The following is a 24,143-nucleotide window of genomic DNA, read 5'->3' as shown; positions in this document are numbered from 1 at the left end:
CATCCTCAACGGTCCACTCTCTCACCCGTGCCGGACGGGTCGGCGCTTTCGGATGCGGTGTCCGATGTCGGGTCACTCGGCTGCTCGGAGTCGTCTGTCCGGGCGTCGGTGCCGGACTCCTCGTCCAGACGGTCCCTGGGGCCCTCGGGGTTCCCGGGCTCGTCAGAAGGCTCCTCGGGCTCCCCAGCGGACTCGCCGGACTCGTCGGGGCCGTCCTCCTCGTCCTCACGGGCAGCCGCCCGCTTGCGCTGTGTGTACATGCGGAAGCCGGCGAGAACGAGCAGGAGGAAGCCGCCGCCGATGACCAGCATCACCGTGGCCGTGAACTCGGTGACCTTGACGTCGAAGGTGACGGGCTTGCCGTATTCCTGGCCGTCCTCGGTGTAGAGCTGGGCGACCACCGACGCCTGGCCGTTGGCCTTGGCCGACGTCGTGAACTTCACGGTCTGGCTGTGTCCGCCGGAGACCGCGATGCGCTGCTCGTCGTAGGCGTGGCCGCCGATCTGCAGACGGGTGGGGCTCGTCGAGGTGAGACGCAGCACCAGGTGGTCGACGCCCTGCACCAGGTTGTTCTGCACGGTCACGGGGATCGTGGCGCTGCGCCCGGACAGCTTGGTGTCGGACTTGTCGATCAGCTTGACCTGGCTCGCGAGGACGTTGAGGTGGTCGTCCACGTTGGTGCGGAAGCTCTTCGCCTCGGTCGGGCGGCCGCGCCACGACGTGGACATCCCGCGGTTCATCGCCCGTCCGAACGGGGTCACCACCCGGGACTCGTCGGAGAGGACCACCGCGAAGTTGTCCAGCTTGTCCTGGGTGGTCGCGATCTTTTCGAAGGCCTGGCGACCCAGCTCCTGCCTGCGCAGCGAGGAGGGGTACGCGGTGGTCGACGGGACCTTCGTCGTGGCGCCCGGGTCCGGCTTGGTCTTCGCCGCGGCGGTGAGGTTCTGCGCCTCGGACCAGTCGCTGTTCTCGAGGGAGGTCAGCGCGGTGGCCATCGCCTGGGCCTGGCGTGTGGTCGGCATGCGCTGCGGGGCGATCACGACGCTGCGCTGCTTGTCCGACTGCAGGTCGAGAGCGAGGCTCTGGGCGAGGAACCGCTGCACGGCGAGTGTGCCGGTGGACGCGCGTGCGAGGTCGCCCTGGAACGAGGTCGACAGCCGGGCGTCGGCGACCACGGCCGTGGTCCCGCCGCCGATCGGACGGGCCGCTGAGGGCGTGTAGGGCAGGCCGCCGGTCTCCTGGAGGCTGTCGCTGCGCGCGATGACCTGATCGGCGCCGGCGGAGGTGGCGACCTTGACGATGGAGGGGTCGACGGCGCCGTTCACCGGCCAGGCGAAGTCGGTCACCGGCTTCTTGTGGAGGATCGGCTCCACGGTGTTGGCGACGACGTCGGTGGCTTCCTTGAGATGGCTGAGCGAGCCGGTGACGGTGGTGCCGTCGTGCGCGAGGGAGGCCAGGTCCGGGTCGGCGAAGGGCAGGGCGACGACCTCCTTGTCCGCCACCGCCGTCTGCAGTTCGGCGAGCCACTGCTTGGCGACCGCCTGGTGCGTGCCCGCCGTGGTGGCGGTGCCTTGGGTCCGGACGCGATAGCTGCTCGTCATCGCGTCCACCGACGCCAACAGGTCAGGGTCGATCACCCAGGTGACGTCGAGATCCTTGCCCAGGGACAGCATCTCGTCGAGGCGGCCGCCGGGGGAGATCTCCTTGGCCAGGTCGTCGTTGAGGAAGACCGGCGTCTGCTGCTCGTTGGATCCCGTCTCCGCAGTCATGTGGACCGTGGAGATGAGCGGCCACAGGAACGTCGTCTTCGTCTTGGTGTCGGCCTCGTCGGGCTGCCAGGGCAAGAAGGTCCGCTGGATGCCGAGGAGCTGGTCCCAGGGCTCCGCGGCCGTACGGCCGGACAGAGACACGGCGAACTGGTAGATCCCGTCGCTTCCCAGATCCAGCTTGTCGACCGGTACGGAGATGCTGAAGGGCTCGGCGACCCCCGGAGTGAGCTTGGAGAACTTCTCGACGTACTTGCCGCCGACCTCCGTGCCCGTCGTGCCCCGCAGGCTGTCGCTGCTCCTGGCGGTGTCGTCGACGGCCGAGCGCGTGGTGAGCATGGGGCCCAGGCGCAGTCCCACGTGGGCGCCGGTGACCGTCTGCTTGCCGTTGTTGGTCACGGTGCCCGACACGGTCACCGTGTCGCCGTCCGTGGGAGCGCTGGGGCTGAGTGTGTCGAGGGCCACGGCCACCGAGCCCGCGCCGGAGGCGTTTTTCAACGAGGTCTGACCGGCCGCTTCCGCGGAGGCGGCGGTGGGCAGCTGGAGGAGGCCGGCCAGCAGAGGCGCACCGGCCAGCAGTGCTCCGGTGCGCCGCAGCCAGCGGCGGGCAGGTGAGGGAGTCGTCCCCTGGAAGTCTGCCGCCTCGGCCACGCGCTCGCCCGTCCCTCGTCGTCGTCAGTGGTCGTCGGAATGTGCGTCCACGCATGGTAACGATGTGCGCCGAGGGGAAGTGCCGCGGACCGCTCCACAAGATCGGGGGACCGGCCCCGGTCGTCCCTTATGTGTGCGTATAAAGCGAAGCGCCACGGTACGCGTCAGGGGCAGGCCTTGTACGCGTATCCAGGCAGATGTTCAGCCACTTTTAATGGGGGCGCTGGCGCTCGCCCGGGCCACGTACCCTCTTCTGTTGTGCCGAACGCCAACGAAGCCCACCTCAGCGTCCCGAGCCAGGAGCAGCACAGCGTGCTCAGCGAGTCACTGCGCGTCGCTCCTGTCGCCGACGAACTTGCCCGTCTGTTCCAGGAGGCGGGGTTCTCACTCGCCCTCGTCGGCGGCTCGGTGAGGGACGCGCTGCTCGGCCGGCTCGGCAACGATCTCGACTTCACGACCGACGCCCGCCCCGAGGACGTCCTGAAGATCGTCCGGCCGTGGGCGGACGCCGTGTGGGAGGTCGGAATCGCCTTCGGCACGGTCGGGGCCCAGAAGGTGGGCCGCGACGGAGACACTGAGCGAAGCTTCCAGATCGAGGTGACGACCTACCGGTCGGAGGCCTACGACCGGACCTCGCGCAAGCCCGAGGTGTCCTACGGCGACTCGATCGAGGAAGACCTCGTCCGGCGCGACTTCACCATGAACGCGATGGCACTGGCGCTGCCGGAGAAGAAGTTCATCGACCCGCACGACGGACGGGCCGACATCGCGGCACGCGTGCTGCGTACCCCCGGTACGCCTGAGGCGTCCTTCTCCGACGACCCGCTGCGGATGATGCGCGCGGCCCGGTTCGCCGCGCAGCTCGATTTCGAGGTGGCTCCCGAGGTCGTCGCGGCGATGAAGGAGATGGCCGGGCGGATCGAGATCGTCTCGGCGGAGCGCGTGCGTGAGGAGCTCAACAAGCTGATTCTTTCCGCGCACCCGCGCAAGGGTCTGAGGCTGCTCGTCGACACCGGTCTTGCCGACTACGTGCTGCCCGAGCTGCCGGCGCTGCGTCTGGAGAGCGACGAGCATCACCGGCACAAGGACGTCTACGAACACACGCTGATCGTTCTGGAACAGGCGATCGCGCTGGAAGAGGACGGCCCCGACCTCACCCTCCGTCTGGCCGCACTGCTGCACGACATCGGCAAGCCGCGCACCCGGCGGTTCGAGAAGGACGGGCGGGTCTCGTTCCACCACCACGAGGTGGTCGGCGCGAAGATGACGAAGAAGCGCATGACGGCGCTCAAGTACTCCAACGATCTGGTGAAGGACGTCTCGCGTCTGGTCGAACTCCACCTGAGGTTCCACGGCTACGGCACCGGAGAGTGGACGGATTCGGCGGTCCGCCGCTACGTCCGCGACGCCGGCCCCCTCCTCGACCGTCTCCACAAGCTGACCCGCTCGGACTGCACAACCCGCAACAAGCGCAAGGCGACCGCCCTTTCACGGGCGTACGACGGCCTGGAGGAGCGCATCGCTCAACTCCAGGAGCAGGAGGAGCTGGACTCGATCCGCCCCGACCTCGACGGCAACCAGATCATGGAGATCCTCGGAGTCGGCCCCGGCCCGGTCGTCGGCCGCGCCTACAAGCAAATGCTGGAACTACGCCTCGAAAACGGCCCGATGGAGCACGACGCGGCGGTGGCGGCGCTCAAGGAGTGGTGGGCCGAGCAGGGCTGAGGCTGTGAAACGGGGTCATGTTTCACGTGAAACATTGCCGTAGACGTTGGCCCTCATCCACTGCTTCAGAGGCAGGTCGTGCAAGAGGGGCGGTGTTTCACGTGAAACACCGCCCCTCGGACAGCTCGTGCCTACTTGTTGCTTCCGAGGCAGAGGACAAAGGAGTCGCTGCCTTCGGTCCACTCGATGGCAGCGGTCGTCCCCGTGACCGATTGGCACGCGAGCTGGGACACGCTCGTGCTGCCGTCCTTCTTGAGGACCTTGTAATCCGCCTTCGCGTTGCTGCAGTCCAGCTGCTCGATCTCCGGCTTGCTGTCGGTTCCCTTGTTCGTGAGGCAGTCGCCGACAGCCAGCTTCTTGGTGTCGTCCGGGCGGTTGAAGTACCAGCCGCCCGCGATGACGATGAGGCCGACAACGATGCTGGCTATGCGCAGGTACTTCTTGATGTTCCGCTTCGGCTGCTGCGGCGGAACCGGCGCATAGGGTGACGCTCCCTGCGGGGGGAACCCAGGCTGCCCCGGCTGCTGGGGGTAGCCGCCCTGGGGCGGGTAGGGGGCCTGCGCCTGGGGCTGGCCGTAGGGCTGCTGGCCCTGCGCGAATGGGTTCTGGCCCTGGGGAGGCGGAGTCGTCACTTGGGGGTCCCCCTAGATGAGTTGGTGAGCGGCGCACATAAGTGGCGCGTAAGACGCACGTAAATTACAGGGGTCCACTGACACTCCCGCACTTGAGGGGGACTCTGTGGCTTTGATGTGACACTCACCGTCGTTCAAAGCGGGCCATAGCGGCAGCAACTGCCCCGTAGATGAAGGCGACTGTGACCACCAGCGTTACGGAACGGCCATCCGGCGGCAGCATCAGCGCGGCCACCACGGCGGCGCCGACGAAGGCGACGTTGAACAGGACGTCGTAGACGGAGAAGATCCGACCACGGAAGCCGTCGTTGACGGAGGACTGCACGAGGGTGTCCGTCGCGATCTTCGCGCCCTGCGTCGTGAGCCCCAGGACGAAGGTGGCGACAAGCATGGGCCCGATGGCGAACGAAAGGCCGAGCGCGAGCTCCAGGACCGCGGCCGACGCGGCGCACATGACTATCCAACGGCCAGGGCCGAGTCGCCCTGCCGCCCAGGGCGTCATCGCGGCCGCCGCGAAGAAGCCGGCGGCCGACGTCCCCAACGCGAGCCCCAGCAGCCGCAGTCCGTCCTCCGCGTTCGAGGCGAAGGCGTACCGGCAGAGCATCAGCAGCATGACCAGCAGGGCGCCGTAGCAGAAGCGCATCAGGGTCATCGTCACCAGCGCCCACGCGGCCTCCCGACGCCGTGGGGCCGCGAGATGCCGTAGAGCCGCCGCCAGGTCGTGTGCGGTGCCGCGGAGTGCCGCTGAGAGGCGGGGCTGCACCAACTCGGGCTCCGGACCCAGCTGTCCGGGCGCGAAGCGCAGGGACGCCAGCGCCGCGCACAGGTACAGGACCGCCCCGAGCAGCACCACGGCCGCGTCGGAGTCCGCCCCCACCAGCCGTACGACGAACGCGAGGCCACCGCCGGCGCTCGCGGCGAGCGTTCCGGCGGTCGGGGAGAGGGAGTTGGCCATCACGAGGCGTTCGTGGTCCACGACCCGCGGCAGCGCTGCGGACAGCCCCGCGAGGACGAAGCGGTTGACGGCGGTGACGCAGAGCGCGGAGAGGTAGAAGAGCCAGTCCGGGACATGACCGAGGATCAGGACGGCCGCTGCCGATGCCATCAGGGCGCGCAGCAGATTGCCGTAGAGGAAGACCTGGCGGCGGCGCCAGCGGTCCAGGAGGACGCCGGCGAAGGGGCCCACAAGGGAGTACGGGAGCAGCAGGACCGCCATGGCGGAGGCGATCGCGGCGGCCGAGGTCTGTTTCTCCGGTGAGAAGACGACATAGGCGGCGAGCGCGACCTGGTACACGCCGTCGGCACCCTGGGAGAGCAGGCGTACGGCGAGCAGGCGCCGGAAGTTCGCGAAGCGCAGAAGAGCGCGCAGGTCACGGACGACGGCCATGGGCACAGCCTCACATACGGGGAGGGTCCCCGGGTGGTGACCCGGGGACCCTCATAGCCCTGGCAGGAGCGTTTTCAGTGCGTCGGCGCGCGCCTCAGCGCTCGACCTCTCCCCTGATGAACTTCTCGACGTTCTCGCGGGCCTCGTCGTCGAAGTACTGGACCGGCGGGGACTTCATGAAGTACGACGACGCCGACAGGATCGGGCCCGCGATGCCGCGGTCCTTGGCGATCTTCGCGGCGCGCAGGGCGTCGATGATGACACCCGCGGAGTTCGGGGAGTCCCAGACCTCGAGCTTGTACTCCAGGTTCAGCGGAACGTCACCGAAGGCGCGGCCCTCGAGGCGGACATACGCCCACTTGCGGTCGTCGAGCCAGGCCACCCAGTCGGACGGGCCGATGTGGACGTTGCCCTCGCCGAGTTCGCGGTCGCGGATCTGGGAGGTGACGGCCTGCGTCTTGGAGATCTTCTTGGACTCCAGGCGCTCGCGCTCGAGCATGTTCTTGAAGTCCATGTTGCCGCCGACGTTCAGCTGCATCGTGCGGTCCAGGACGACGCCCCGGTCCTCGAACAGCTTCGCCATGACGCGGTGCGTGATGGTGGCGCCGACCTGCGACTTGATGTCGTCACCGACGATCGGGACGCCCGCCTCGGTGAACTTGTCCGCCCACTCCTTGGTGCCGGCGATGAAGACCGGAAGGGCGTTGACGAAGGCGACCTTGGCGTCGATGGCGCACTGGGCGTAGAACTTCGCCGCGTTCTCGGAACCCACCGGCAGGTAGCAGACGAGCACGTCGACCTGCTTGTCCTTGAGGACCTGGACCACGTCGACCGGGGCCTCGGCGGACTCCTCGATGGTCTCGCGGTAGTACTTGCCGAGGCCGTCGAGGGTGTGGCCGCGCTGGACCGTCACGCCGGCGTTCGGCACGTCGCAGATCTTGATGGTGTTGTTCTCGGAGGCGCCGATCGCGTCCGCCAGGTCGAGACCGACCTTCTTCGCGTCGACGTCGAACGCGGCGACGAACTCGACGTCACGCACGTGATAGTCACCGAACTGCACATGCATCAGGCCGGGGACCCTCGACGCCGGGTCGGCGTCCTTGTAGTACTCGACTCCCTGCACCAGCGACGCGGCGCAGTTGCCCACACCGACGATGGCTACGCGAACCGAACCCATTCCGGTTGCTCCCTGTGTGTACGAGTGAGGCCCTGACTGGGCGCTCACGTGGCGGTGTCGCCAGGCGCATCCGACCCGGGGGCATCCCCGGGCCGGGGCAGGACGCCCGGCGATCCAGTGGTGTTGTTCTGCTGAGCGGTCCCCCCGGAGGCCGGCCCCTTCAGGTCCCGTCCGGCCCGCTCGCTCTCGATGAGCTCGTTCAGCCAGCGCACTTCGCGCTCCACGGACTCCATCCCGTGGCGCTGGAGCTCAAGCGTGTAGTCGTCGAGGCGCTCCCGGGTGCGCGCCAAGGAGGTGCTCATCTTCTCCAGACGCTCCTCCAGGCGGCTGCGCCGACCCTCGAGCACGCGCATGCGTACGTCGCGCGACGTCTGGCCGAAGAAGGCGAAACGAGCGGCGAAGTGCTCGTCCTCGTACGCGTCCGGTCCCGTCTGGGAGAGCAGCTCCTCGAAGTGCTCCTTACCTTCCGCCGTCAACCGGTAGACGATCTTGGCGCGACGTCCTGCGAGTGGTGCGGCGAGGGCGTCCTCGTGAGTGTGTCCCGCCTCCTCGATCAACCAGCCGTTGGCGACCAGCGTCTTGAGGCAGGGGTAGAGCGTGCCGTAGCTGAACGCACGGAACACACCCAGTGACGTATTGAGTCGCTTGCGCAGCTCATAGCCGTGCATCGGTGACTCGCGGAGCAGGCCGAGTACGGCGAACTCAAGGATCCCGGAACGCCGGCTCATCCCTCGCCTCCTCGCCCTTTATCTCGCCCCGATGTATCGACTCGATACATCAGCACGATAGAACGGCCATCCGGCTGCGACAAGTGGGGAAGCGGTGAACGGGATCACATCACTTATTCATCGGAGGCAAGTTGCCTGATTTGGGCTGAACTTCGGGCCTCGGGGGTTTTGACGGTGCGTAGTCTGTGCGCCATGCACATCACCGGGAACCGAGTGACGCAAGGGGACGTCATCGTCCTAGGTGCCGTACGGGTGAATGCGCGATCGACCACATCCGTACTTCGGGGGGACCGGAAACCAGCCGCCGTTTCCAGGCGCGCAAAGGTGCGCCTGCCCGAGGAGTAGTCGTTCGATGAGCGAGCACCGTCGCAAACCGCCGCAGCCGCAGGGAGGAGGACGCGCCGCGAACCGTCGCGGTCCGTCCGGCGCATCCTCCGGCCGCCGTGCGGCACCGCGAGGCGCCACCGGATCTCCCTCCGACGCATACGGGTCGGAGGGCGAGGAACGGCCCTACAGTGGCCGAGCCGAAGCCCGCCGCGCGGCACAGAAGAGTGGAGGCGGCCGCCGCCGAGCGGCCGAGCCCGGCCGCGGGGGTCGACGCGGCGCGCCGGGGGGTCCGAACGGACCGGGCCGGGGCAGGCAGCGCACAGGCCCTCCGGGCAAGAAGCGGGTCATCGACTATCCGCGCGCGGGCAAGTACGGCGCCGCGCGCTGGGTGCCGTCGTGGAAGCTGGTGACCGGACTCTTCATCGGGTTCTTCGGCAGCATGGTGGCCGTCGCGGGGATCGCCTACGCCATGGTGGGCGTGCCGGACATCGCCAAGACCGCGAGCGCCCAGAACAACGTCTTCTACTGGGCCGACGGCAGCGAGATGGTTGCCACGGGTGGCGAGACGAACCGGCAGATTGTCAACCTCTCGCAGATCCCCAAGAACATGCAGTACGCCGTGATCTCGCAGGAGAACAAGACCTTCGAGACCGACAGCGGCATCGACCCCAAGGGCATCGCCCGCGCCGTCTTCAACATGGCCAGGGGCGGTGAGACGCAGGGCGGATCGACCATCACGCAGCAGTACGTGAAGAACGCGATGCTGAACGACCAGTCCCAGACCATCTCACGCAAGTTCAAGGAGATCTTCGTCTCGATCAAGGTGGGTGCCACCAAGTCGAAGGACGACATCATGGCCGGTTATCTGAACTCGGCCTACTACGGACGCGGTGCCTACGGCATACAGGCGGCGGCGCGCGCGTACTTCAACACGGATGCCGTCAAACTGAACGCGGGACAGTGTGCGTTCCTGTCGGCGATGCTCAAGGGCGCGACGTACTACGACCCGGCGGGCGCGACGTCCCTCGACCCGTCCGCCACTCCCAAGGCCAACAGCGAGCGTGCCCTGGGCCAGATGCAGAACACGCTCAACAAGATGGTGGCGTACGGGCACCTGAGCGCCTCGGAGCGGCAGAAGTACACCACGCTGCCCAAGGTGCAGAACCCGCGCTCCAACAGCGACCTCAGGGGCCAGACCGGCTATCTCGTCGACCTCGCCAAGGCGTACCTGATCAACAACAAGATCCTCACCGCCGATCAGCTGCAACAGGGCGGCTACTCGATCCACACGACCTTCGACAAGAAGAAGGTCAAGGAGCTCGAGGCCTCCGTCACCAAGGTCCAGAAGGCGAACATCAAGCCCAAGGAGCGCCCGAAGACGGACACGCACGTCCAGTTCGGCGGAGCGTCCGTCAACCCGGAGACCGGCGCCATCGAGGCCATCTACGGCGGCGAGGACGCGACCAAGCACTTCACCGACAACGCCGACCAGACGGGCGCTCAGGTCGGCTCGACGTTCAAGCCGTTCGTGCTGGCGGCGGCGATGAAGTGGGGCGTGCGGGACAAGAGCCTGGGCCCGGAGCAGGCACAGGACGAGCGCACCCAGGTCTCCCCGAAGAGCCTGTACAGCGGCAAGAACAGGCTCAAGATCAAGGAGTACGACGGGACGGTCTGGAAGAACGACAAGGGCAAGGAGTGGCTGCAGACGAACGACGGCAACGAGTCGTACGGCACTCCTCCCCGGTACGACATCGACCTCCGCGAGGCGATGCGTGAATCGGTGAACTCCGCCTTCGTGCAACTCGGCATGGATGTCGGGCTTGACAAGGTCAAGGAGGCGGCGATGGATGCCGGCCTCAAGGAGGACAGCCTGGCCGGAACCAGCTTCCCGTCCTTCTCGATCGGCATCTCCGACCCGAGCGCGATCCGCATGGCAGGTGCGTACGCCACGTTCGCGGCCAGTGGTGAGCAGCGTGAGCCGTTCTCCGTCAAGGAGGTGGAGAGCAAGGACGGCACGATCTACACCCACGAGGACAAGGCGAAGCAGGCCTTCACCTCTCAGGTGGCCGACAACGTCACCGACGTGCTGAAGACCGTGGTCGACAAGGGAACCGGTACCAACGCCCAGCTTCCGGGGCGCGAGGTGGCCGGCAAGACCGGTACCACCGACGGCAACAAGTCGGCCTGGTTCGTGGGCTACACCCCGCAGCTGTCCACGGCGATCACGATGTTCCGGTACGACGACGACGAGAGCAAGAAGAACCGCACGTTCCTCGAGATGTACGGAACGGGCGGCCAGAAGAAGATCCACGGTGCCTCGTTCCCGTCGACGATCTGGCACGACTACATGGAAGAGGCGCTGAAGGGACAGAAGGCCGTGCCCTTCAACACCCCGCAGCCGATCGGTGAGATCGTCAACGCCGTTCCGAGCCCGACGCCCACGCCGACGGTGAGTGAGACCGAGCAAGCCACGCCGACGCCGACTCCGACGCCCAGCGAGACGCTGACGAGTCCGACGCCGACGCCGACCGAGTCCTGCCGGTTCAGCTGGCAGTGCACGGATACCGGGGGCACGGACACCGGTGGCACGGACGGGGGCGTGACTCCGTCACCGACGGCCACGGACACCGGCGGGACCGGCAACAGCAGAGGCAATGGCAATGGAGGTCTCTTCGGAGGCCAGGGCGGCTAGTCGCCAGAACGCCCGGCACGGGTGTTTCACGTGAAACATGCCCATGTTTCACGTGAAACGAGGGCCGCCGCACCTGAGTGGTTGCGGCGGCCCTCGGCGTATACCTAGACACGTACGGCAGGATGTGCGGCATGCCCAGCGCAGAATCGACGCAAGCGAGCGTGCACGAACCGGATCCGGTGCGGCCGACCAAAGAGGACGCGATCGCGGCGTCCGGCAGCGAGCTGATCGGCGGCCCCGTCGGGCGGCACGCCCTGCTCGGGATGTCCTGGTGGACGCCCGTCAGGGTGGTCGCGCTCGTGGCGATCGGCATGTTCGCCCTCGGACTGGTCCAGAAGGCTCCCTGCTACAACGGCGCCTGGTTCTTCGGGGCCAGCTCGCAGTACACGAAGGCGTGTTACTCCGACATCCCGCATCTGTATCAGGGGCGCGGTTTCGCCGACGGGCTTGTGCCGTACTTCGACAAGCTCCCCGGTGACATGCCGTACCTCGAATACCCGGTGCTGACCGGTGTGTTCATGGAGGTGGCCGCCTGGCTCACGCCGGGCAGCGGCAGCATCCAGGACCAGGAGCAGTGGTACTGGATGGTCAACGCCGGCCTGCTGATGGTCTGCGCTGCCGTCATCGCGGTCTGCGTGGCCCGCACGCACGCCCGCCGTCCCTGGGACGGACTGCTGGTCGCCCTGGCCCCGGCGTTCGCGCTGACCGCCACCATCAACTGGGACCTGCTGGCGGTCGCTCTGACGGCCGCGGCGATGCTGATGTGGTCCCGGGGGCGCTCCCTCGCCTTCGGGGTCCTCCTGGGGCTTGCCACGGCCGCCAAGCTCTATCCCGGCCTGCTGCTCGGCCCCCTGCTCCTTCTGTGCTGGCGCGCGGGCAAATGGCGGGACTTCGGCAGAGCTCTGGCGGGAGCCGCCGTCGCCTGGCTCGTTGTGAACCTGCCGGTGTGGTTCTTCGCCAGGGCCGGCTGGTCGCAGTTCTACACGTTCAGCCACGACCGGGGCGTGGACTTCGGCTCCTTCTGGCTGATCTTGGCCCAGAACTCGAGCAACCCGCTCACGACGGACACCGTGAACAATCTGGCCATCGCGCTCATGGTGCTGTGCTGCGTGGGTATCGCGATGCTCACGATGACCGCTCCGCGCCGTCCGCGCTTCGCCCAGCTCGCCTTCCTGATCGTCGCGGCGTTCATCCTCACCAACAAGGTCTACTCGCCGCAGTACGTCCTGTGGCTGGTCCCCCTGGCCGCGCTGGCCCGTCCGAAGTGGCGGGACTTCCTGATCTGGCAGGCGTGCGAGGTCGGGTACTTCCTCGGCATCTGGCTGTACCTCGCGTACACGACCAGCGGTGACGCCCACAAGGGCCTGCCGCAGGACGGCTATCACTGGGCCATCGTCGTGCACCTGCTGGGAACGCTGTATCTGTGCGCCGTCATCGTGCGCGACATCCTCATGCCGGACCGGGATCCGGTGCGCCGGGCCGGCGACGACGATCCGTCGGGCGGTGTGCTGGACGGCGCGGAGGACGTCTTCACCGTCGGCTCTGCGGCGCATCCACCGCGGCACGCGGCCCACTTCGACGGTCCTCAGGTGGAGTGGGGCAGCGGTGGAACGCCATCCTCCACGGAGGGTTCGCTCTGAGCGAACAACTCGTAGGCGACGGGGACTGACAGCGAGACACCTGCCGGTACACGCGCAAGCCCTCTGCCGACGCATACGAAAAGGCCGTACACGGGAGAAGCCCGTGTACGGCCTTTCGGCTGCTTGGCGCCCGTTCGGTCGCCCTGCTCAGCGGTCCACGATGCGGTCGAACTGCGTGGTGGTGTGCCGCAGATGGGCCACCAGCTCCTCGCCCACCTTGGGCTCGGGCGCGTCCGAGGGAACGAACAGGATGGAGACCTGCATGTGCGGCGGCTCCGCGAACCAGCGCTGCTTGCCGCCCCAGACGAACGGCGAGAGGTTCCGGTTCACCGTGGCCAGACCGGCGCGTGCGACGCCCTTGGCGCGCGGCATGACACCGTGCAGCGCCTTCGGGGCCTCCAGGCCCACCCCGTGCGAGGTTCCGCCCGCCACGACCACCAGGAAGCCGTCGGAGGCCGCCCTCTGCTGGCGGTAGCCGAAACGGTCTCCCTTGGCGACGCGCGTGACATCCAGGACCGCACCGCGGTACTCGGTGGCCTCGTGGTCCCCCAGCCACAGCCGCGTGCCGATGCGGGCGCGGAAGCGGGTCTGCGGGAACTGCTGCTGCAGCCGGTGGAGTTCCTCGGCCTTGAGGTGGCTGACGAACATCGTGTGCAGCGGCAGCCGGGCCGCACGCAGGTGGTCCATCCAGCCGATGACCTCCTCGACGGCGTCCGAGCCGTCCGTGCGGTCCAGCGGCAGGTGGATGGCGAAGCCCTCGAGGCGGATGTTCTCTATGGCGGCATGCAGTTGAGGCAGCTCCTGGGCGGTGATGCCGTGGCGCTTCATCGAGGACATGACCTCGATGACCACACGGGCGCCCACGAGGCCGTACACGCCGTCCACCGACGACACGGAGCGGATGACCCGGTCGGGCAGCGGGACGGGCTCCTCGCCGCGCCGGTACGGCGTCAGTACGAGCAGGTCACCGCCGAAGTAGTCCTTGATGCGTGCGGCTTCGTAGGTCGTGCCGACGGCGAGGACGTCCGAGCCCAGTCGTGTGGCCTCCTCCGCCAGCCGTTCGTGCCCGAAGCCGTAGCCGTTGCCCTTGCAGACGGGGACGAGCCCCGGGAACTGCTCCTGCACGTGCTTGTGGTGCGCCCGCCAGCGCGCGGTGTCGACGTAGAGCGTGAGCGCCATGGCCGGACCCGGAACCTTTCTCGTGGCTGCGGTGTATCAGAGATATGGAAGCGAACGAAGCTGTCGGACTCATCGAAGCAAACGGCCGGGGCCGATGGGGCTCAGCGGCGCGACATGTAGATGTCGAGCGCCTTGTGGAGCAGCTTGTTGAGCGGGAAGTCCCACTCGCCGAGGTACTCGGCGGCCTGGCCGCCCGTGCCCACCTTGAACTGGATCAGGCCGAAGAGGTGGTCGGTCTCGTCCAGGGAGTCGGAGATGCCGCGCAGGTCGTAGACGGTCGCGCCGAGGGCGTAGGCATCCCGCAGCATCCGCCACTGCATCGCGTTCGAGGGCCGGACCTCGCGCCCGATGTTGTCGGAGGCGCCGTAGGAGTACCAGACGTGCCCGCCGACGATCAGCATGGTCGCCGCCGAGAGGTTCACGCCGTTGTGGCGGGCGAAGTACAGCCGCATGCGGTTGGGGTCCTCGGTGTTGAGGGCCGACCACATGCGCTGGAAGTACGACAGCGGGCGGGGCCGGAAGTGGTCGCGCACCGCCGTGATCTCGTACAGCCGCTGCCACTCCTCGAGGTCCTGGTAGCCACCCTGGACGACCGCGACACCGGCCTTCTCGGCCTTCTTGATGTTGCGTCGCCACAGCTGGTTGAAGTTCTTGTGGACCTCTTCCAGGGAGCGGTTGGCCAGCGGCACCTGGAAGACATAGCGCGGCTGGACGTCGCCGAAGCCGGCGCCGCCGTCCTCGCCCTGCTGCCAGCCCATGCGCCGCAGCTTGTCGGCGACCTCGAATGCGCGCGGCTCGATGAAGTCGGCCTCGATGTCGCGCAGCCGCTTCACGTCCGGGTTCTGGATGCCGCCCTTGATGGAGCCGGCCTCCCAGCGCCGGATGATCACCGGTGGGCCCATCTTCACGGAGAAGGCGCCCTGCTGCTTGAGGTGCGCGAGCATCGGTTCCAGCCACTCGGTCAGGTTCGGCGCGAACCAGTTGATGACCGGGCCCTCGGGCAGATAGGCGAGGTAGCGCTTGATCTTGGGCAGCTGACGGTAGAGGACGAGGCCGGCACCGACCATCTGACCCGTGCGCTCGTCGAACCAGCCGAGACTCTCGGAGCGCCACTCGGCCTTGACGTCGGCCCAGGCCGGAACCTGCATGTGGCTCGCCGAGGGCAGACTCTGGATGTATGCCAGATGCTGCTCGCGACTGATCGTCCTCAGGGTCAGGCTCATTCGGGGTGCTCCTCGGGCTGGTGTGTCCCCATGGGTCAGGGGCTCCGGCTCTCGCGCCGAAGCCTACTGCGCCCGGCGAGCGGCCCGAGTGGGCGTACGAAACCCGCGTCCCGGCTCGTGGGCCGCCGAGGCGTTCCGTGGTGCTTTATGGGGAGTTGGTCGAACGGTGTCCCTGGCGTCAGCCGATGACCCCGCCGAAGAGGCCGCCGTGCGCCATGCCGAGGAAGAAACCGACTCCCGATGCGCCGAGACCCAGGATGAGTCCGAAGCGTTCGCGGGTCGTCTCCGAGATCCACTGGCCGTATGCCCCGGTGATGAGACCCACCAGGCCGGTCCAGGAGCTGAGCAGGTGCAGGTCGTGGAAGAAGCCGGTCACGAACGCCACCACACCGAGCAACACGGTCACTGCGAGGAGCGTGTCCTGGATGGGGTGGGGTTTCCCGTCCGTGGCGAAAAGGCCTCCGGCGGTGTTGGGTCGCAATGCTTGTGCCATGGGGCACCTCCTGCGGAAGACGGCGCATCGTAGCGCCATGCACACCCGATGTGTACAGATTGACGGTCCCCCCGACCGGATTTCAACCGGAAGCGGGTGGACAGGTACTCTGTACGGTCTGCACCGGTGTCTGCCCACGCAGTACCAGGGAACCGTCCAGGCCAGACCGGGGATGCCGCTCGTCGGCCCCCGATTGTCAGTGGCGGCCGATACCGTTGCTCACGCATCACGACCCTCCTGCCACGGAACGACCGTGGCCGCTGAGTCCAAAGGAGGTGGGTTCCACATGCGTCACTACGAGGTGATGGTCATCCTCGACCCCGATCTCGAGGAGCGCGCTGTCTCCCCGCTGATCGAGAACTTCCTCTCCGTCGTCCGTGAGGGCAACGGAAAGGTGGAGAAGGTCGACACCTGGGGCCGTCGTCGTCTCTCGTACGAGATCAAGAAGAAGCCCGAGGGCATCTACTCGGTCATCGACCTGCAGGCCGAGCCTGCGGTCGTCAAGGAGCTCGACCGCCAGATGAACCTGAACGAGTCGGTCCTCCGGACCAAGGTCCTCCGTCCCGAGACCCACTGAGCTCTCCCGCTCAGCTGGTCCCGGGATTCGAGTAGCAGCACAAGCAGCCAGCAGCAAACCCGCCGAGAGGTTCCCCATGGCAGGCGAGACCGTCATCACGGTCGTCGGCAATCTTGTCGACGACCCCGAGCTGCGCTTCACCCCTTCCGGTGCGGCGGTCGCGAAGTTCCGTGTCGCGTCCACCCCGCGCACCTTCGACCGTCAGACGAACGAGTGGAAGGACGGCGAGAGCCTGTTCCTGACCTGCTCGGTCTGGCGTCAGGCGGCGGAGAACGTCGCCGAGTCGCTCCAGCGAGGCATGCGCGTCATCGTGCAGGGCCGGCTGAAGCAGCGGTCCTACGAGGACCGTGAGGGCGTCAAGCGCACGGTCTACGAGCTGGACGTCGACGAAGTCGGCGCCAGCCTGCGCAACGCCACGGCCAAGGTCACCAAGACCACCGGTCGCGGTGGGCAGGGCCAGGGCGGTTACGGCGGCGGTGGCGGTGGCGGCCAGGGTGGCGGCGGCTGGGGTGGAAACTCCGGCGGCGGCCAGCAGGGCGGCGGCGGTGCTCCCGCCGACGACCCGTGGGCGACCGGCGCTCCCGCCGGTGGCAACCAGGGCGGCGGCGGTGGCGGCGGCTGGGGTGGAAACTCCGGCGGCAGCGGTGGCGGCTACTCGGACGAACCCCCCTTCTAGGCCTGAGGCCCAGGGGTGGGTCGTACCCACACTTCTTGATCACACAGGAGAAACACCATGGCGAAGCCGCCTGTGCGCAAGCCTAAGAAGAAGGTCTGCGCTTTCTGCAAGGACAAGGTCACGTACGTGGACTACAAGGACACGAACATGCTGCGGAAGTTCATTTCCGACCGCGGCAAGATCCGTGCCCGCCGCGTGACCGGCAACTGCACGCAGCATCAGCGTGACGTCGCCACGGCCGTCAAGAACAGCCGTGAGATGGCGCTGCTGCCCTACACGTCCACCGCGCGATAAGGGAAGGGTGACCTACGCATGAAGATCATCCTCACCCACGAGGTCTCCGGCCTCGGCGCTGCCGGCGACGTCGTCGACGTCAAGGACGGTTACGCTCGCAACTACCTGATCCCGCGGAAGTTCGCTATCCGCTGGACCAAGGGTGGCGAGAAGGACGTCGAGCAGATCCGTCGTGCTCGCAAGATCCACGAGATCCAGACCATCGAGCAGGCCAACCAGGTGAAGACCCAGCTCGAGGGCGTCAAGGTCCGTCTGGCTGTCCGCTCGGGCAACGCCGGTCGTCTCTTCGGTTCCGTCACCCCGGCCGACATCGCTTCCGCGATCAAGGCGTCCGGTGGCCCCGAGGTCGACAAGCGTCGCATCGAGCTGGGCTCGCCCATCAAGACGCTGGGCGCCCACGAGACGTCCGTGCGTCTGCACCCCGAGGTTGCCGCCAAGGTCAACATCGAGGTCGTCGCGGCCTGATCGCCGCACGCTCTGCTGAGCAGACAAGAGAGGGGCCGCACCTCCAGGGGTGCGGCCCCTCTCTCGTGCGCGTTCATCCGTGTGCGTGCCGCTTGTTTCACGTGAAACGTGGCAACCCGCGGTGTTTCACGTGAAACGCTCAGCGGGTCGCGCCGGTGACGATCCACCGTCCCGAGCGGGCGCGCAGCCAGAGGGTGAGCATGCGGACCGCCATCATCAGAGTCATCGCTCCCCACAGCGCGGTGAGGCCGCCCCCCAGGGTCGGAACCAGGAGAGCGACCGGGGTGAAGACGGCCAGGGTGATCACCATGGCCCAGGCGAGATAGGGTCCGTCGCCTGCGCCCATCAGGACGCCGTCCAGGACGAAGACGATGCCGCTGATCGGTTGCGAGAGAGCGACGATCACCAGAGCGGGCAGAGCCGCGTCCTTCACCACCGAGTCGCTGGTGAACAGAGGGAGGAAGACGGGGCGGGTGACGACGACGAGGATGCCGAGTACGACGCCGACCGCGATGCCCCACTCCACCATCCGACGACACGCTCCACGTGCGCCTTCGGCGTCATCGGCGCCGAGATAACGCCCGATGATGGCCTGTCCGGCGATGGCGATGGCGTCGAGCGCGAACGCGAGCAGGCTCCACAGGGAGAGGATGATCTGGTGAGCCGCGATGTCCGCGTCTCCGAGGCGGGCCGCGACGGCGGTGGCGATCATCAGGATTGCCCGCAACGACAGCGTGCGGACCAGCAGGGGTACGCCAGCCTGGGCCGAGGCGCGGATCCCTCCGGCATCCGGGCGCAGGGAGGCGCCGTGCCGGCGTGCACCTCTGACGACCACGGTGAGGTAGACGGCGGCCATGCCCCACTGGGCGATGACGGTGCCCCAGGCGGATCCGGCGATGCCGAGGCCGGCGCCGTAGACCAGGCCGGCGTTCAGGGCGGCGTTGGCGACGAAGCCCGCGACCGCCACGTAGAGCGGGGTCCTGGTGTCCTGCAGGCCGCGCAGCACGCCGGTCGCGGCGAGCACGACCAGCATTGCCGGGATGCCGAGGGAGGAGATGCGGAGGTATGTGGTCGCGTAGGGGGCGGCGGTGTCCGAGGCGCCGAAGAGCTGCACCAGGGCCGGTGCTGTGGGCAGCACGGAGGCAATGACGGCCGCGCCGAGCAGCAGGGCCAGCCAGATGCCGTCCATGCCCTGCCGGATCGCGGCCTGGAGGTCGCCGGCACCGACCCGTCGGGCAACGGCCGCCGTGGTGGCGTAGGCGAGGAAGACGAAGATGCTCACCGCTGTTGTCAGGAGAGCCGAGGCGATGCCGAGGCCGGCGAGTTGTGCCGTGCCGAGGTGGCCGACGATCGCACTGTCGGCCATGACGAAGAGGGGCTCGGCGACGAGTGCGCCGAAGGCCGGGACGGCCAGTGCGACGATCTCTCGATCGTGCTGTCTCCGGGTGCCCTTGGGCGTCGCGGGAGCCTGTGTCATGAGCATCAATGTAATCGTCCACAGGTAAGAGATGCAAAGTCTTTGTGACCCTTACCTCTCCTGCAGCCCGGCGATCTTTCGGGTGCCGTTCGAAGAGATCTTGGTCCGACTGGGGAAGTTTTTCTTCTGCACAGCCGGTGGACGGGAAAACTGCAGGTCAGGCGCCGTAGGCCGGAAGACGGCCGAGCTTGTTCACAGGGCTGTCCACCGTGTCGTGCACAGGTTTTGAGGAGTTCTCCACAGCATCCGGGCCGTCGTCCACATGGCCTGTGGATAACCAGATTGGCTGACGTCGCCCGCGGGCCTACCGTGGTCCGGCGCCCGCTCCGCTGGTCGGCAGGGAAACCAGCCCAAAACCGACGCCCGTCAACCGGAGTTGGGCCTCTCATTTGTCAGTGCCGTGCCGTAGAAATAGGGGCATGGCTAGGTCCGCTCGGGGGCGGACGGGAGGAGGTGGCTCGGTGAGCATTTCCGAGCCCTTGGACGACCCGTGGGCCGACAGCGGTCCCAGTGATCGTCTGCCCGCCTCCCGCCGCCGCGGAGACGGGGAACGCGGTCGCGGCGAGCAGCACGACCGGGGCCGTGACACCGGCGAATGGGACGGCGGGGGCACGTCCTTCGAGCGCGTACCGCCCCAGGATCTCGATGCGGAGCAGTCCGTCCTCGGCGGCATGCTTCTGTCCAAGGACGCCATCGCCGACGTCGTGGAGATCCTCAAGGGCCACGACTTCTACAAACCAGCACACGAGACGATCTTCCAGGCGATCCTCGACGTCTACGCCAAGGGAGAGCCGGCCGACCCCATCACCATCGCCGCAGAACTCACCAAGCGCGGCGAGATCAACAAGGTCGGCGGCGCCTCGTATCTGCACACGCTCGTCCAGACCGTACCGACGGCGGCCAACGCCGAGTACTACGCGGAGATCGTCCACGAGCGTGCGGTCCTGCGCCGTCTGGTCGAGGCCGGCACCCGCATCACCCAGATGGGATACGCGGCCGACGACGACGTCGACGAGATCGTCAACCGCGCCCAGGCCGAGATCTACGCGGTCACCGAGCAGCGCACCAGCGAGGACTACCTCCCGCTCGGCGACATCATGGAGGGCGCCCTCGACGAGATCGAGGCGATCGGCTCCCGCTCCGGCGAGATGACCGGCGTGCCGACGGGCTTCACCGACTTCGACTCGCTCACCAACGGCCTGCACCCGGGCCAGATGGTCGTCATCGCCGCCCGTCCCGCGATGGGCAAGTCCACGCTCGCGCTGGACTTCGCGCGCGCCGCGTCCATCAAGCACAACCTGCCCAGCGTCATCTTCTCCCTCGAAATGGGGCGCAACGAGATCGCGATGCGCCTGCTGTCCGCCGAGGCACGCGTGGCGCTGCATCACATGCGATCGGGCACCATGACCGACGAGGACTGGACCCGCCTCGCCCGCCGGATGCCGGACGTCTCGGCCGCACCGCTGTTCATCGACGACTCCCCGAACCTGTCGATGATGGAGATCCGCGCCAAGTGCCGTCGGCTCAAACAGCGCAACGACATCAGACTGGTCGTCATCGACTATCTCCAACTGATGCAGTCGGGCGGCTCCAAGCGGGCCGAGAACCGCCAGCAGGAGGTCTCGGACATGTCCCGTAACCTCAAGCTCCTCGCCAAGGAGCTGGAGATCCCGGTCATCGCCCTCTCCCAGCTGAACCGTGGCCCGGAACAGCGCACCGACAAGAAGCCGATGGTCTCCGACCTGCGTGAGTCCGGCTCCATCGAGCAGGACGCCGACATGGTCATCCTGCTGCACCGCGAGGACGCCTACGAGAAGGAGTCGCCGCGCGCGGGCGAGGCTGACCTGATCGTCGCCAAGCACCGTAACGGCCCGACGGCGACGATCACGGTCGCCTTCCAGGGCCACTACTCGCGCTTCGTGGACATGGCGCAGACCTGATCCGACCGAGCCGGGCTCCACCGCCGCAGACGCACTCGACACAAGCGCACGCGACACAAATGCGCTCGACGACCGAGTGCCCCGCGGGTTGGACTGGGGGCATGACGACACCTCAGGAAGAGTTGCTCCCCGGTACGCGTCGGGCGCTGTTGCATCGGATCGCCGTGGCCCAGGCCGAAGGACGTGCGCCGTCGTTGGCCGCGACGGTCGTCAGGGGCGGTCGGGCGGTGTGGCACGGTGCGCGGACCTCGGTGGACGGGCACGGCCCGGACGAGAACGTGCAGTACCGCATCGGCTCGATCACCAAGACCTTCACCGCCGTGCTCGTACTGAGGCTGCGCGACGAAGGCGTACTCGACCTCGGTGATCCGCTGGAGAAGCATCTGCCGGGGACCGGGGCGGGGGAGGCCACCATCGTCGATCTCCTTGCCCATTCGGGCGGACTGGCCGCGGAGTCGCCCGCACCGTGGTGGGAACGCACTCCGGGGACGCTGCGCCCGGAACTCGCCGATGTCCTGGGCGAGCAGCCCTTCCTGCATCCGGTGGGCCGGCGCTTCCACTACTCGAACCCCGGCTACACCCTGCTGGGCGCCCTGGTGGAGAAGCTGCGCGGGGCCCCGTGGGAGGACGTACTTCGGCGTGAAGTGCTCGAATCCCTGGGCCTCGACCGTACGAGCGCTCAGCCGCGGGCTCCCCATGCGGGTGGCTGGGCCGTGCATCCCTGGGCCGATGTCCTGCTGCCCGAACCCGCCGAGGACCTGGGCCGGATGGCTCCCGCCGGTCAGCTCTGGTCCACCACCGGCGATCTGGCGCGCTTCGCCGTCTTCCTGACGCAGGGCGATGACAGGGTGCTGAGCGCCGCATCCGTGAGGGAGATGCGGGAACCCGCGGCGCCGTCCGAAGCCGCAGATGTGATGGACGGGGGGGCGTACGGGCTGGGACTGCAGATCCAGCTACGGGACGGTCGGCTGCTGGTGGGTCACTCCGGCTCGTTGCCGGGCTTTCTGGCGAACCTCACCATCGACGTCGAGGAGGATGTCGCGGCGGTGGTGCTGGCCAACTGCACCTCCGGGCCTGCGCTGTCGAGCGTAGGGGCGGACCTCGTGCGGATCGTCGCCGAGGCCGAGCCGCGCATTCCCGATCCATGGCGACCGCTGCCTGAAATCGACGCGTCCGAAATGGAGTTGGCAGGCCCGTGGTACTGGGGGACCCAGGCGTTCGTCCTGCGCATCTCGGCCGACGACGGGCTCTCGTTGGGACCTTTGTCGGGTAGTGGCCGCCGTTCGCGCTTCAGGGCGAACGGCGACGGCACCTGGACGGGACTGGAGGGCTATTACGCCGGAGAGCTTCTGAGGCCCGTACGGCGCCCCGACGGGACCGTGAGCCATCTGGACCTCGGATCGTTCGTGTTCACGCGTCAGCCGTACGAGGAGGGGGCTCCTGTGCCGGGTGGGGTGGACCCGGACGGATGGCGGGGGATCGCTCAAACTCCGACGCCCGGCGAGCCCCCTGTTTCACGTGAAACATGACGCGTCACTGCACGGCCTCACAACTGAAGTTTGAAGCCCACGTGTGAGGCCGTGAAGCCGAGCCGCTCATAGAAGCGATGCGCGTCGGTACGGCTGGTGTCCGAGGTCAGCTGGACCAACTGGCAGCCCTGGCGCCGGGATTCGTCGATCGCCCACTCGATGAACCGTGTGCCCAAGCCGCTGCCGCGCTCATCGGCGTGGACGCGGACTCCCTCGATGATCGACCTGGTGGCGCCACGGCGTGACAATCCGGGAATGACGGTGAGCTGAAGCGTGCCGACCACACGGCTCTCTCGGACCGCGACGACCACATGCTGGTTCGGGTCGGACGCAAGACGCTCCCACGCGGTCAGATAGGGCGTGAGATCGTCCGGCGACTCCCGCTGGGCACCCAGCGGGTCGTCGGCGAGCATCGCGACGATGGCGGGCAGGTCGTCCGCCGTAGCGGGCCGTATTTCAAGATCTCCCATGCTCGCACCCTATGCACAGCAGCCGCTGAGGGCAGGACTCAGCCCGCCGCCACCGTCAGCGGGGCGAAGCGCCTCGTCCAGTCACCGGGCAGTTCCGGGATGCCGTACGTCATCACCGCGTTGAACGCGACCGACGCCAGCCCGCAAGCCTTCGTCCAGGCCAGCAGTTCTTCGTGCCGTACGTCGATGTCGGTGCGCAGAGGGCGGTCGGTGTGGGCGGCGAGGGAGGTGACGAGCGCTTTCGCGGTCTCCGTGTCGCGGGCGATCAGTGGGCCCACGACATGGGTGTCCATGTTGGGCCAGGCGGCGGCATAGCCGATGAGCCGTCCGTTCTCCTCGGCGACGCGCAGTCGGTCGGCGAAGGCCGGCAGCCGCGTGATGACAGCTGTGCGGTCGGCGCCGAACACTTCTTCGTCGAGCTGGAGGATCGACGGCAGGTCCTCGGCGGTGGCCGCACGCGTGGCGACCTCGGGCTCCTGACCGCCTGGCGTGAAGTGTCCGCTGAGCATCTCGGCGCGGCCGGTGACCTTGAAGCCGATCTCCTCATAGAGCAGGCGACCGTTGGGGGTCGAGTGCAAGGTCAGCGGGGTGGTTCCCATCGCCGTGACGACGTGCTGCATCAGACGGCGTCCGATGCCCTGACGAGCGTGCCGTTCAGCGACCAGCACCATGCCGATGGCTCCGAGGGAGGGACGGTCCTGCGGTCCGTACCCAGTGACGACACAGGCGCTGACCAGGCCTCCGTGGGGGTCGTCGATGCCGTATCCCTGTCCGGCCGTGAGGAGGAGTCCCCACTTGTGCTCCTCGCGTGGCCACCCCCGATCCTCTGACAAGTCGGCGCAGGCGGTGAGATCGCGAAGCGTCAGACGGCGGATGGGAAGAAGAGGGAGGGAGTCAGTCGGCACGCGGGTCAGGCTGTCCGACGGCTGCCCTTGCCGTCCACCTGTTTCCGCCGAGAAGCGGGAGCTTTTGGCCATGCCGTGGCCAAGTGCATAGGCCCGGACGGGCGTCGAGCGTTTCACGTGAAACACCGGCGACGCCGGACATCACATGACGCGACCCCAGGCGCCGGCCATCCTTCCCATTAGCCTCGGA

Annotated in this window: 20 protein-coding genes; 9 read left to right on the top strand and 11 right to left on the bottom strand. The window is 67.7% G+C overall.

The window, feature by feature from the left end:
* Positions 1-5: 5 nt before the first annotated feature.
* Positions 6-2,417 carry a DUF6049 family protein gene (locus JYK17_RS27075; RefSeq protein ID WP_108010409.1) on the bottom strand — a complete coding sequence of 804 codons (2,412 nt, stop codon included), beginning with the start codon at positions 2,415-2,417 and terminating at the stop codon, positions 6-8.
* Between the two features lie 258 nt (positions 2,418-2,675).
* Here JYK17_RS27075 and JYK17_RS27070 point away from each other — a divergent pair, with 258 nt between their 5' ends.
* Positions 2,676-4,142 (top strand): CCA tRNA nucleotidyltransferase, encoded by a 1,467-nt coding sequence (locus JYK17_RS27070; RefSeq protein WP_222811362.1) that lies wholly within the window; start codon positions 2,676-2,678, stop codon positions 4,140-4,142.
* A 131-nt stretch (positions 4,143-4,273) separates the two neighbouring features.
* Here JYK17_RS27070 and JYK17_RS27065 read toward each other — a convergent pair whose 3' ends face one another.
* The 4 genes from JYK17_RS27065 to JYK17_RS27050 all read right to left on the bottom strand — a co-directional run bounded on the left by JYK17_RS27065 (position 4,274) and on the right by JYK17_RS27050 (position 8,066).
* A complete protein-coding gene (locus JYK17_RS27065; protein ID WP_222811361.1) occupies positions 4,274-4,774 on the bottom strand; it encodes an LppU/SCO3897 family protein in 501 nt (166 codons plus the stop codon).
* 124 nt (positions 4,775-4,898) lie between these two features.
* Positions 4,899-6,161 (bottom strand): MFS transporter, encoded by a 1,263-nt coding sequence (locus tag JYK17_RS27060; RefSeq protein WP_128802392.1) that lies wholly within the window; start codon positions 6,159-6,161, stop codon positions 4,899-4,901.
* 94 nt (positions 6,162-6,255) lie between these two features.
* On the bottom strand, positions 6,256-7,338 hold the full coding sequence (locus tag JYK17_RS27055; RefSeq protein WP_108010400.1) for an inositol-3-phosphate synthase: 1,083 nt from the start codon (positions 7,336-7,338) through the stop codon (positions 6,256-6,258).
* A 44-nt stretch (positions 7,339-7,382) separates the two neighbouring features.
* Positions 7,383-8,066 (bottom strand): PadR family transcriptional regulator, encoded by a 684-nt coding sequence (locus JYK17_RS27050; protein WP_108010398.1) that lies wholly within the window; start codon positions 8,064-8,066, stop codon positions 7,383-7,385.
* A gap of 352 nt (positions 8,067-8,418) precedes the next feature.
* Here JYK17_RS27050 and JYK17_RS27045 point away from each other — a divergent pair, with 352 nt between their 5' ends.
* Together JYK17_RS27045 and JYK17_RS27040 are read left to right on the top strand one after the other, a co-directional pair.
* Entirely contained in the window at positions 8,419-11,085 is a 2,667-nt protein-coding gene (locus JYK17_RS27045) for a transglycosylase domain-containing protein (RefSeq protein WP_108010396.1), read from the top strand.
* A 122-nt stretch (positions 11,086-11,207) separates the two neighbouring features.
* Complete coding sequence (locus tag JYK17_RS27040; protein WP_108010394.1) at positions 11,208-12,725, top strand: glycosyltransferase family 87 protein; 1,518 nt, start codon at positions 11,208-11,210, stop codon at positions 12,723-12,725.
* A gap of 147 nt (positions 12,726-12,872) precedes the next feature.
* On the opposite strand, the gene JYK17_RS27035 is transcribed toward JYK17_RS27040, so the two are convergent.
* From JYK17_RS27035 to JYK17_RS27025, 3 genes are all read right to left on the bottom strand, one after another.
* Positions 12,873-13,904, bottom strand: a complete 1,032-nt coding sequence (locus JYK17_RS27035) for an alanine racemase (RefSeq protein WP_108010392.1) — start codon at positions 13,902-13,904, stop codon at positions 12,873-12,875.
* 101 nt (positions 13,905-14,005) lie between these two features.
* Positions 14,006-15,127, bottom strand: a complete 1,122-nt coding sequence (gene femX, locus JYK17_RS27030) for a peptidoglycan bridge formation glycyltransferase FemX (protein WP_108010390.1) — start codon at positions 15,125-15,127, stop codon at positions 14,006-14,008.
* 178 nt (positions 15,128-15,305) lie between these two features.
* Entirely contained in the window at positions 15,306-15,620 is a 315-nt protein-coding gene (locus tag JYK17_RS27025; protein ID WP_108010388.1) for a hypothetical protein, read from the bottom strand.
* A gap of 286 nt (positions 15,621-15,906) precedes the next feature.
* Between JYK17_RS27025 and rpsF the strand changes: the two genes are divergently transcribed.
* The 4 genes from rpsF (at position 15,907) to rplI (ending at position 17,632) form a co-directional block, all read left to right on the top strand.
* Positions 15,907-16,197, top strand: a complete 291-nt coding sequence (rpsF, locus tag JYK17_RS27020) for a 30S ribosomal protein S6 (protein WP_006604399.1) — start codon at positions 15,907-15,909, stop codon at positions 16,195-16,197.
* A gap of 76 nt (positions 16,198-16,273) precedes the next feature.
* Entirely contained in the window at positions 16,274-16,873 is a 600-nt protein-coding gene (locus tag JYK17_RS27015; RefSeq protein ID WP_108010386.1) for a single-stranded DNA-binding protein, read from the top strand.
* A gap of 57 nt (positions 16,874-16,930) precedes the next feature.
* Complete coding sequence (gene rpsR / locus JYK17_RS27010; protein WP_003949403.1) at positions 16,931-17,167, top strand: 30S ribosomal protein S18; 237 nt, start codon at positions 16,931-16,933, stop codon at positions 17,165-17,167.
* A gap of 18 nt (positions 17,168-17,185) precedes the next feature.
* Positions 17,186-17,632: a 50S ribosomal protein L9 gene (gene rplI / locus JYK17_RS27005; RefSeq protein ID WP_108010384.1), complete on the top strand. Its 447-nt coding sequence runs from the start codon at positions 17,186-17,188 to the stop codon at positions 17,630-17,632.
* Positions 17,633-17,771: 139 nt separating this feature from the next.
* On the opposite strand, the gene JYK17_RS27000 is transcribed toward rplI, so the two are convergent.
* Positions 17,772-19,115: an MATE family efflux transporter gene (locus tag JYK17_RS27000; RefSeq protein WP_222811360.1), complete on the bottom strand. Its 1,344-nt coding sequence runs from the start codon at positions 19,113-19,115 to the stop codon at positions 17,772-17,774.
* A gap of 455 nt (positions 19,116-19,570) precedes the next feature.
* Between JYK17_RS27000 and dnaB the strand changes: the two genes are divergently transcribed.
* Together dnaB and JYK17_RS26990 are read left to right on the top strand one after the other, a co-directional pair.
* Positions 19,571-21,049: a replicative DNA helicase gene (gene dnaB, locus JYK17_RS26995; RefSeq protein ID WP_108010380.1), complete on the top strand. Its 1,479-nt coding sequence runs from the start codon at positions 19,571-19,573 to the stop codon at positions 21,047-21,049.
* A gap of 101 nt (positions 21,050-21,150) precedes the next feature.
* Positions 21,151-22,578 (top strand): serine hydrolase domain-containing protein, encoded by a 1,428-nt coding sequence (locus JYK17_RS26990; RefSeq protein WP_108010378.1) that lies wholly within the window; start codon positions 21,151-21,153, stop codon positions 22,576-22,578.
* Between the two features lie 17 nt (positions 22,579-22,595).
* Here JYK17_RS26990 and JYK17_RS26985 read toward each other — a convergent pair whose 3' ends face one another.
* Positions 22,596-23,048: a GNAT family N-acetyltransferase gene (locus JYK17_RS26985; RefSeq protein WP_108010376.1), complete on the bottom strand. Its 453-nt coding sequence runs from the start codon at positions 23,046-23,048 to the stop codon at positions 22,596-22,598.
* A 38-nt stretch (positions 23,049-23,086) separates the two neighbouring features.
* A complete protein-coding gene (locus JYK17_RS26980) occupies positions 23,087-23,953 on the bottom strand; it encodes a GNAT family N-acetyltransferase (RefSeq protein ID WP_108010374.1) in 867 nt (288 codons plus the stop codon).
* Positions 23,954-24,143: the final 190 nt, after the last annotated feature.

This window comes from Streptomyces plumbidurans (assembly GCF_019857225.1).
GTDB classification, from domain to species: domain Bacteria; phylum Actinomycetota; class Actinomycetes; order Streptomycetales; family Streptomycetaceae; genus Streptomyces; species Streptomyces plumbidurans.
This window is presented reverse-complemented; position numbering and strand designations above follow the sequence as displayed.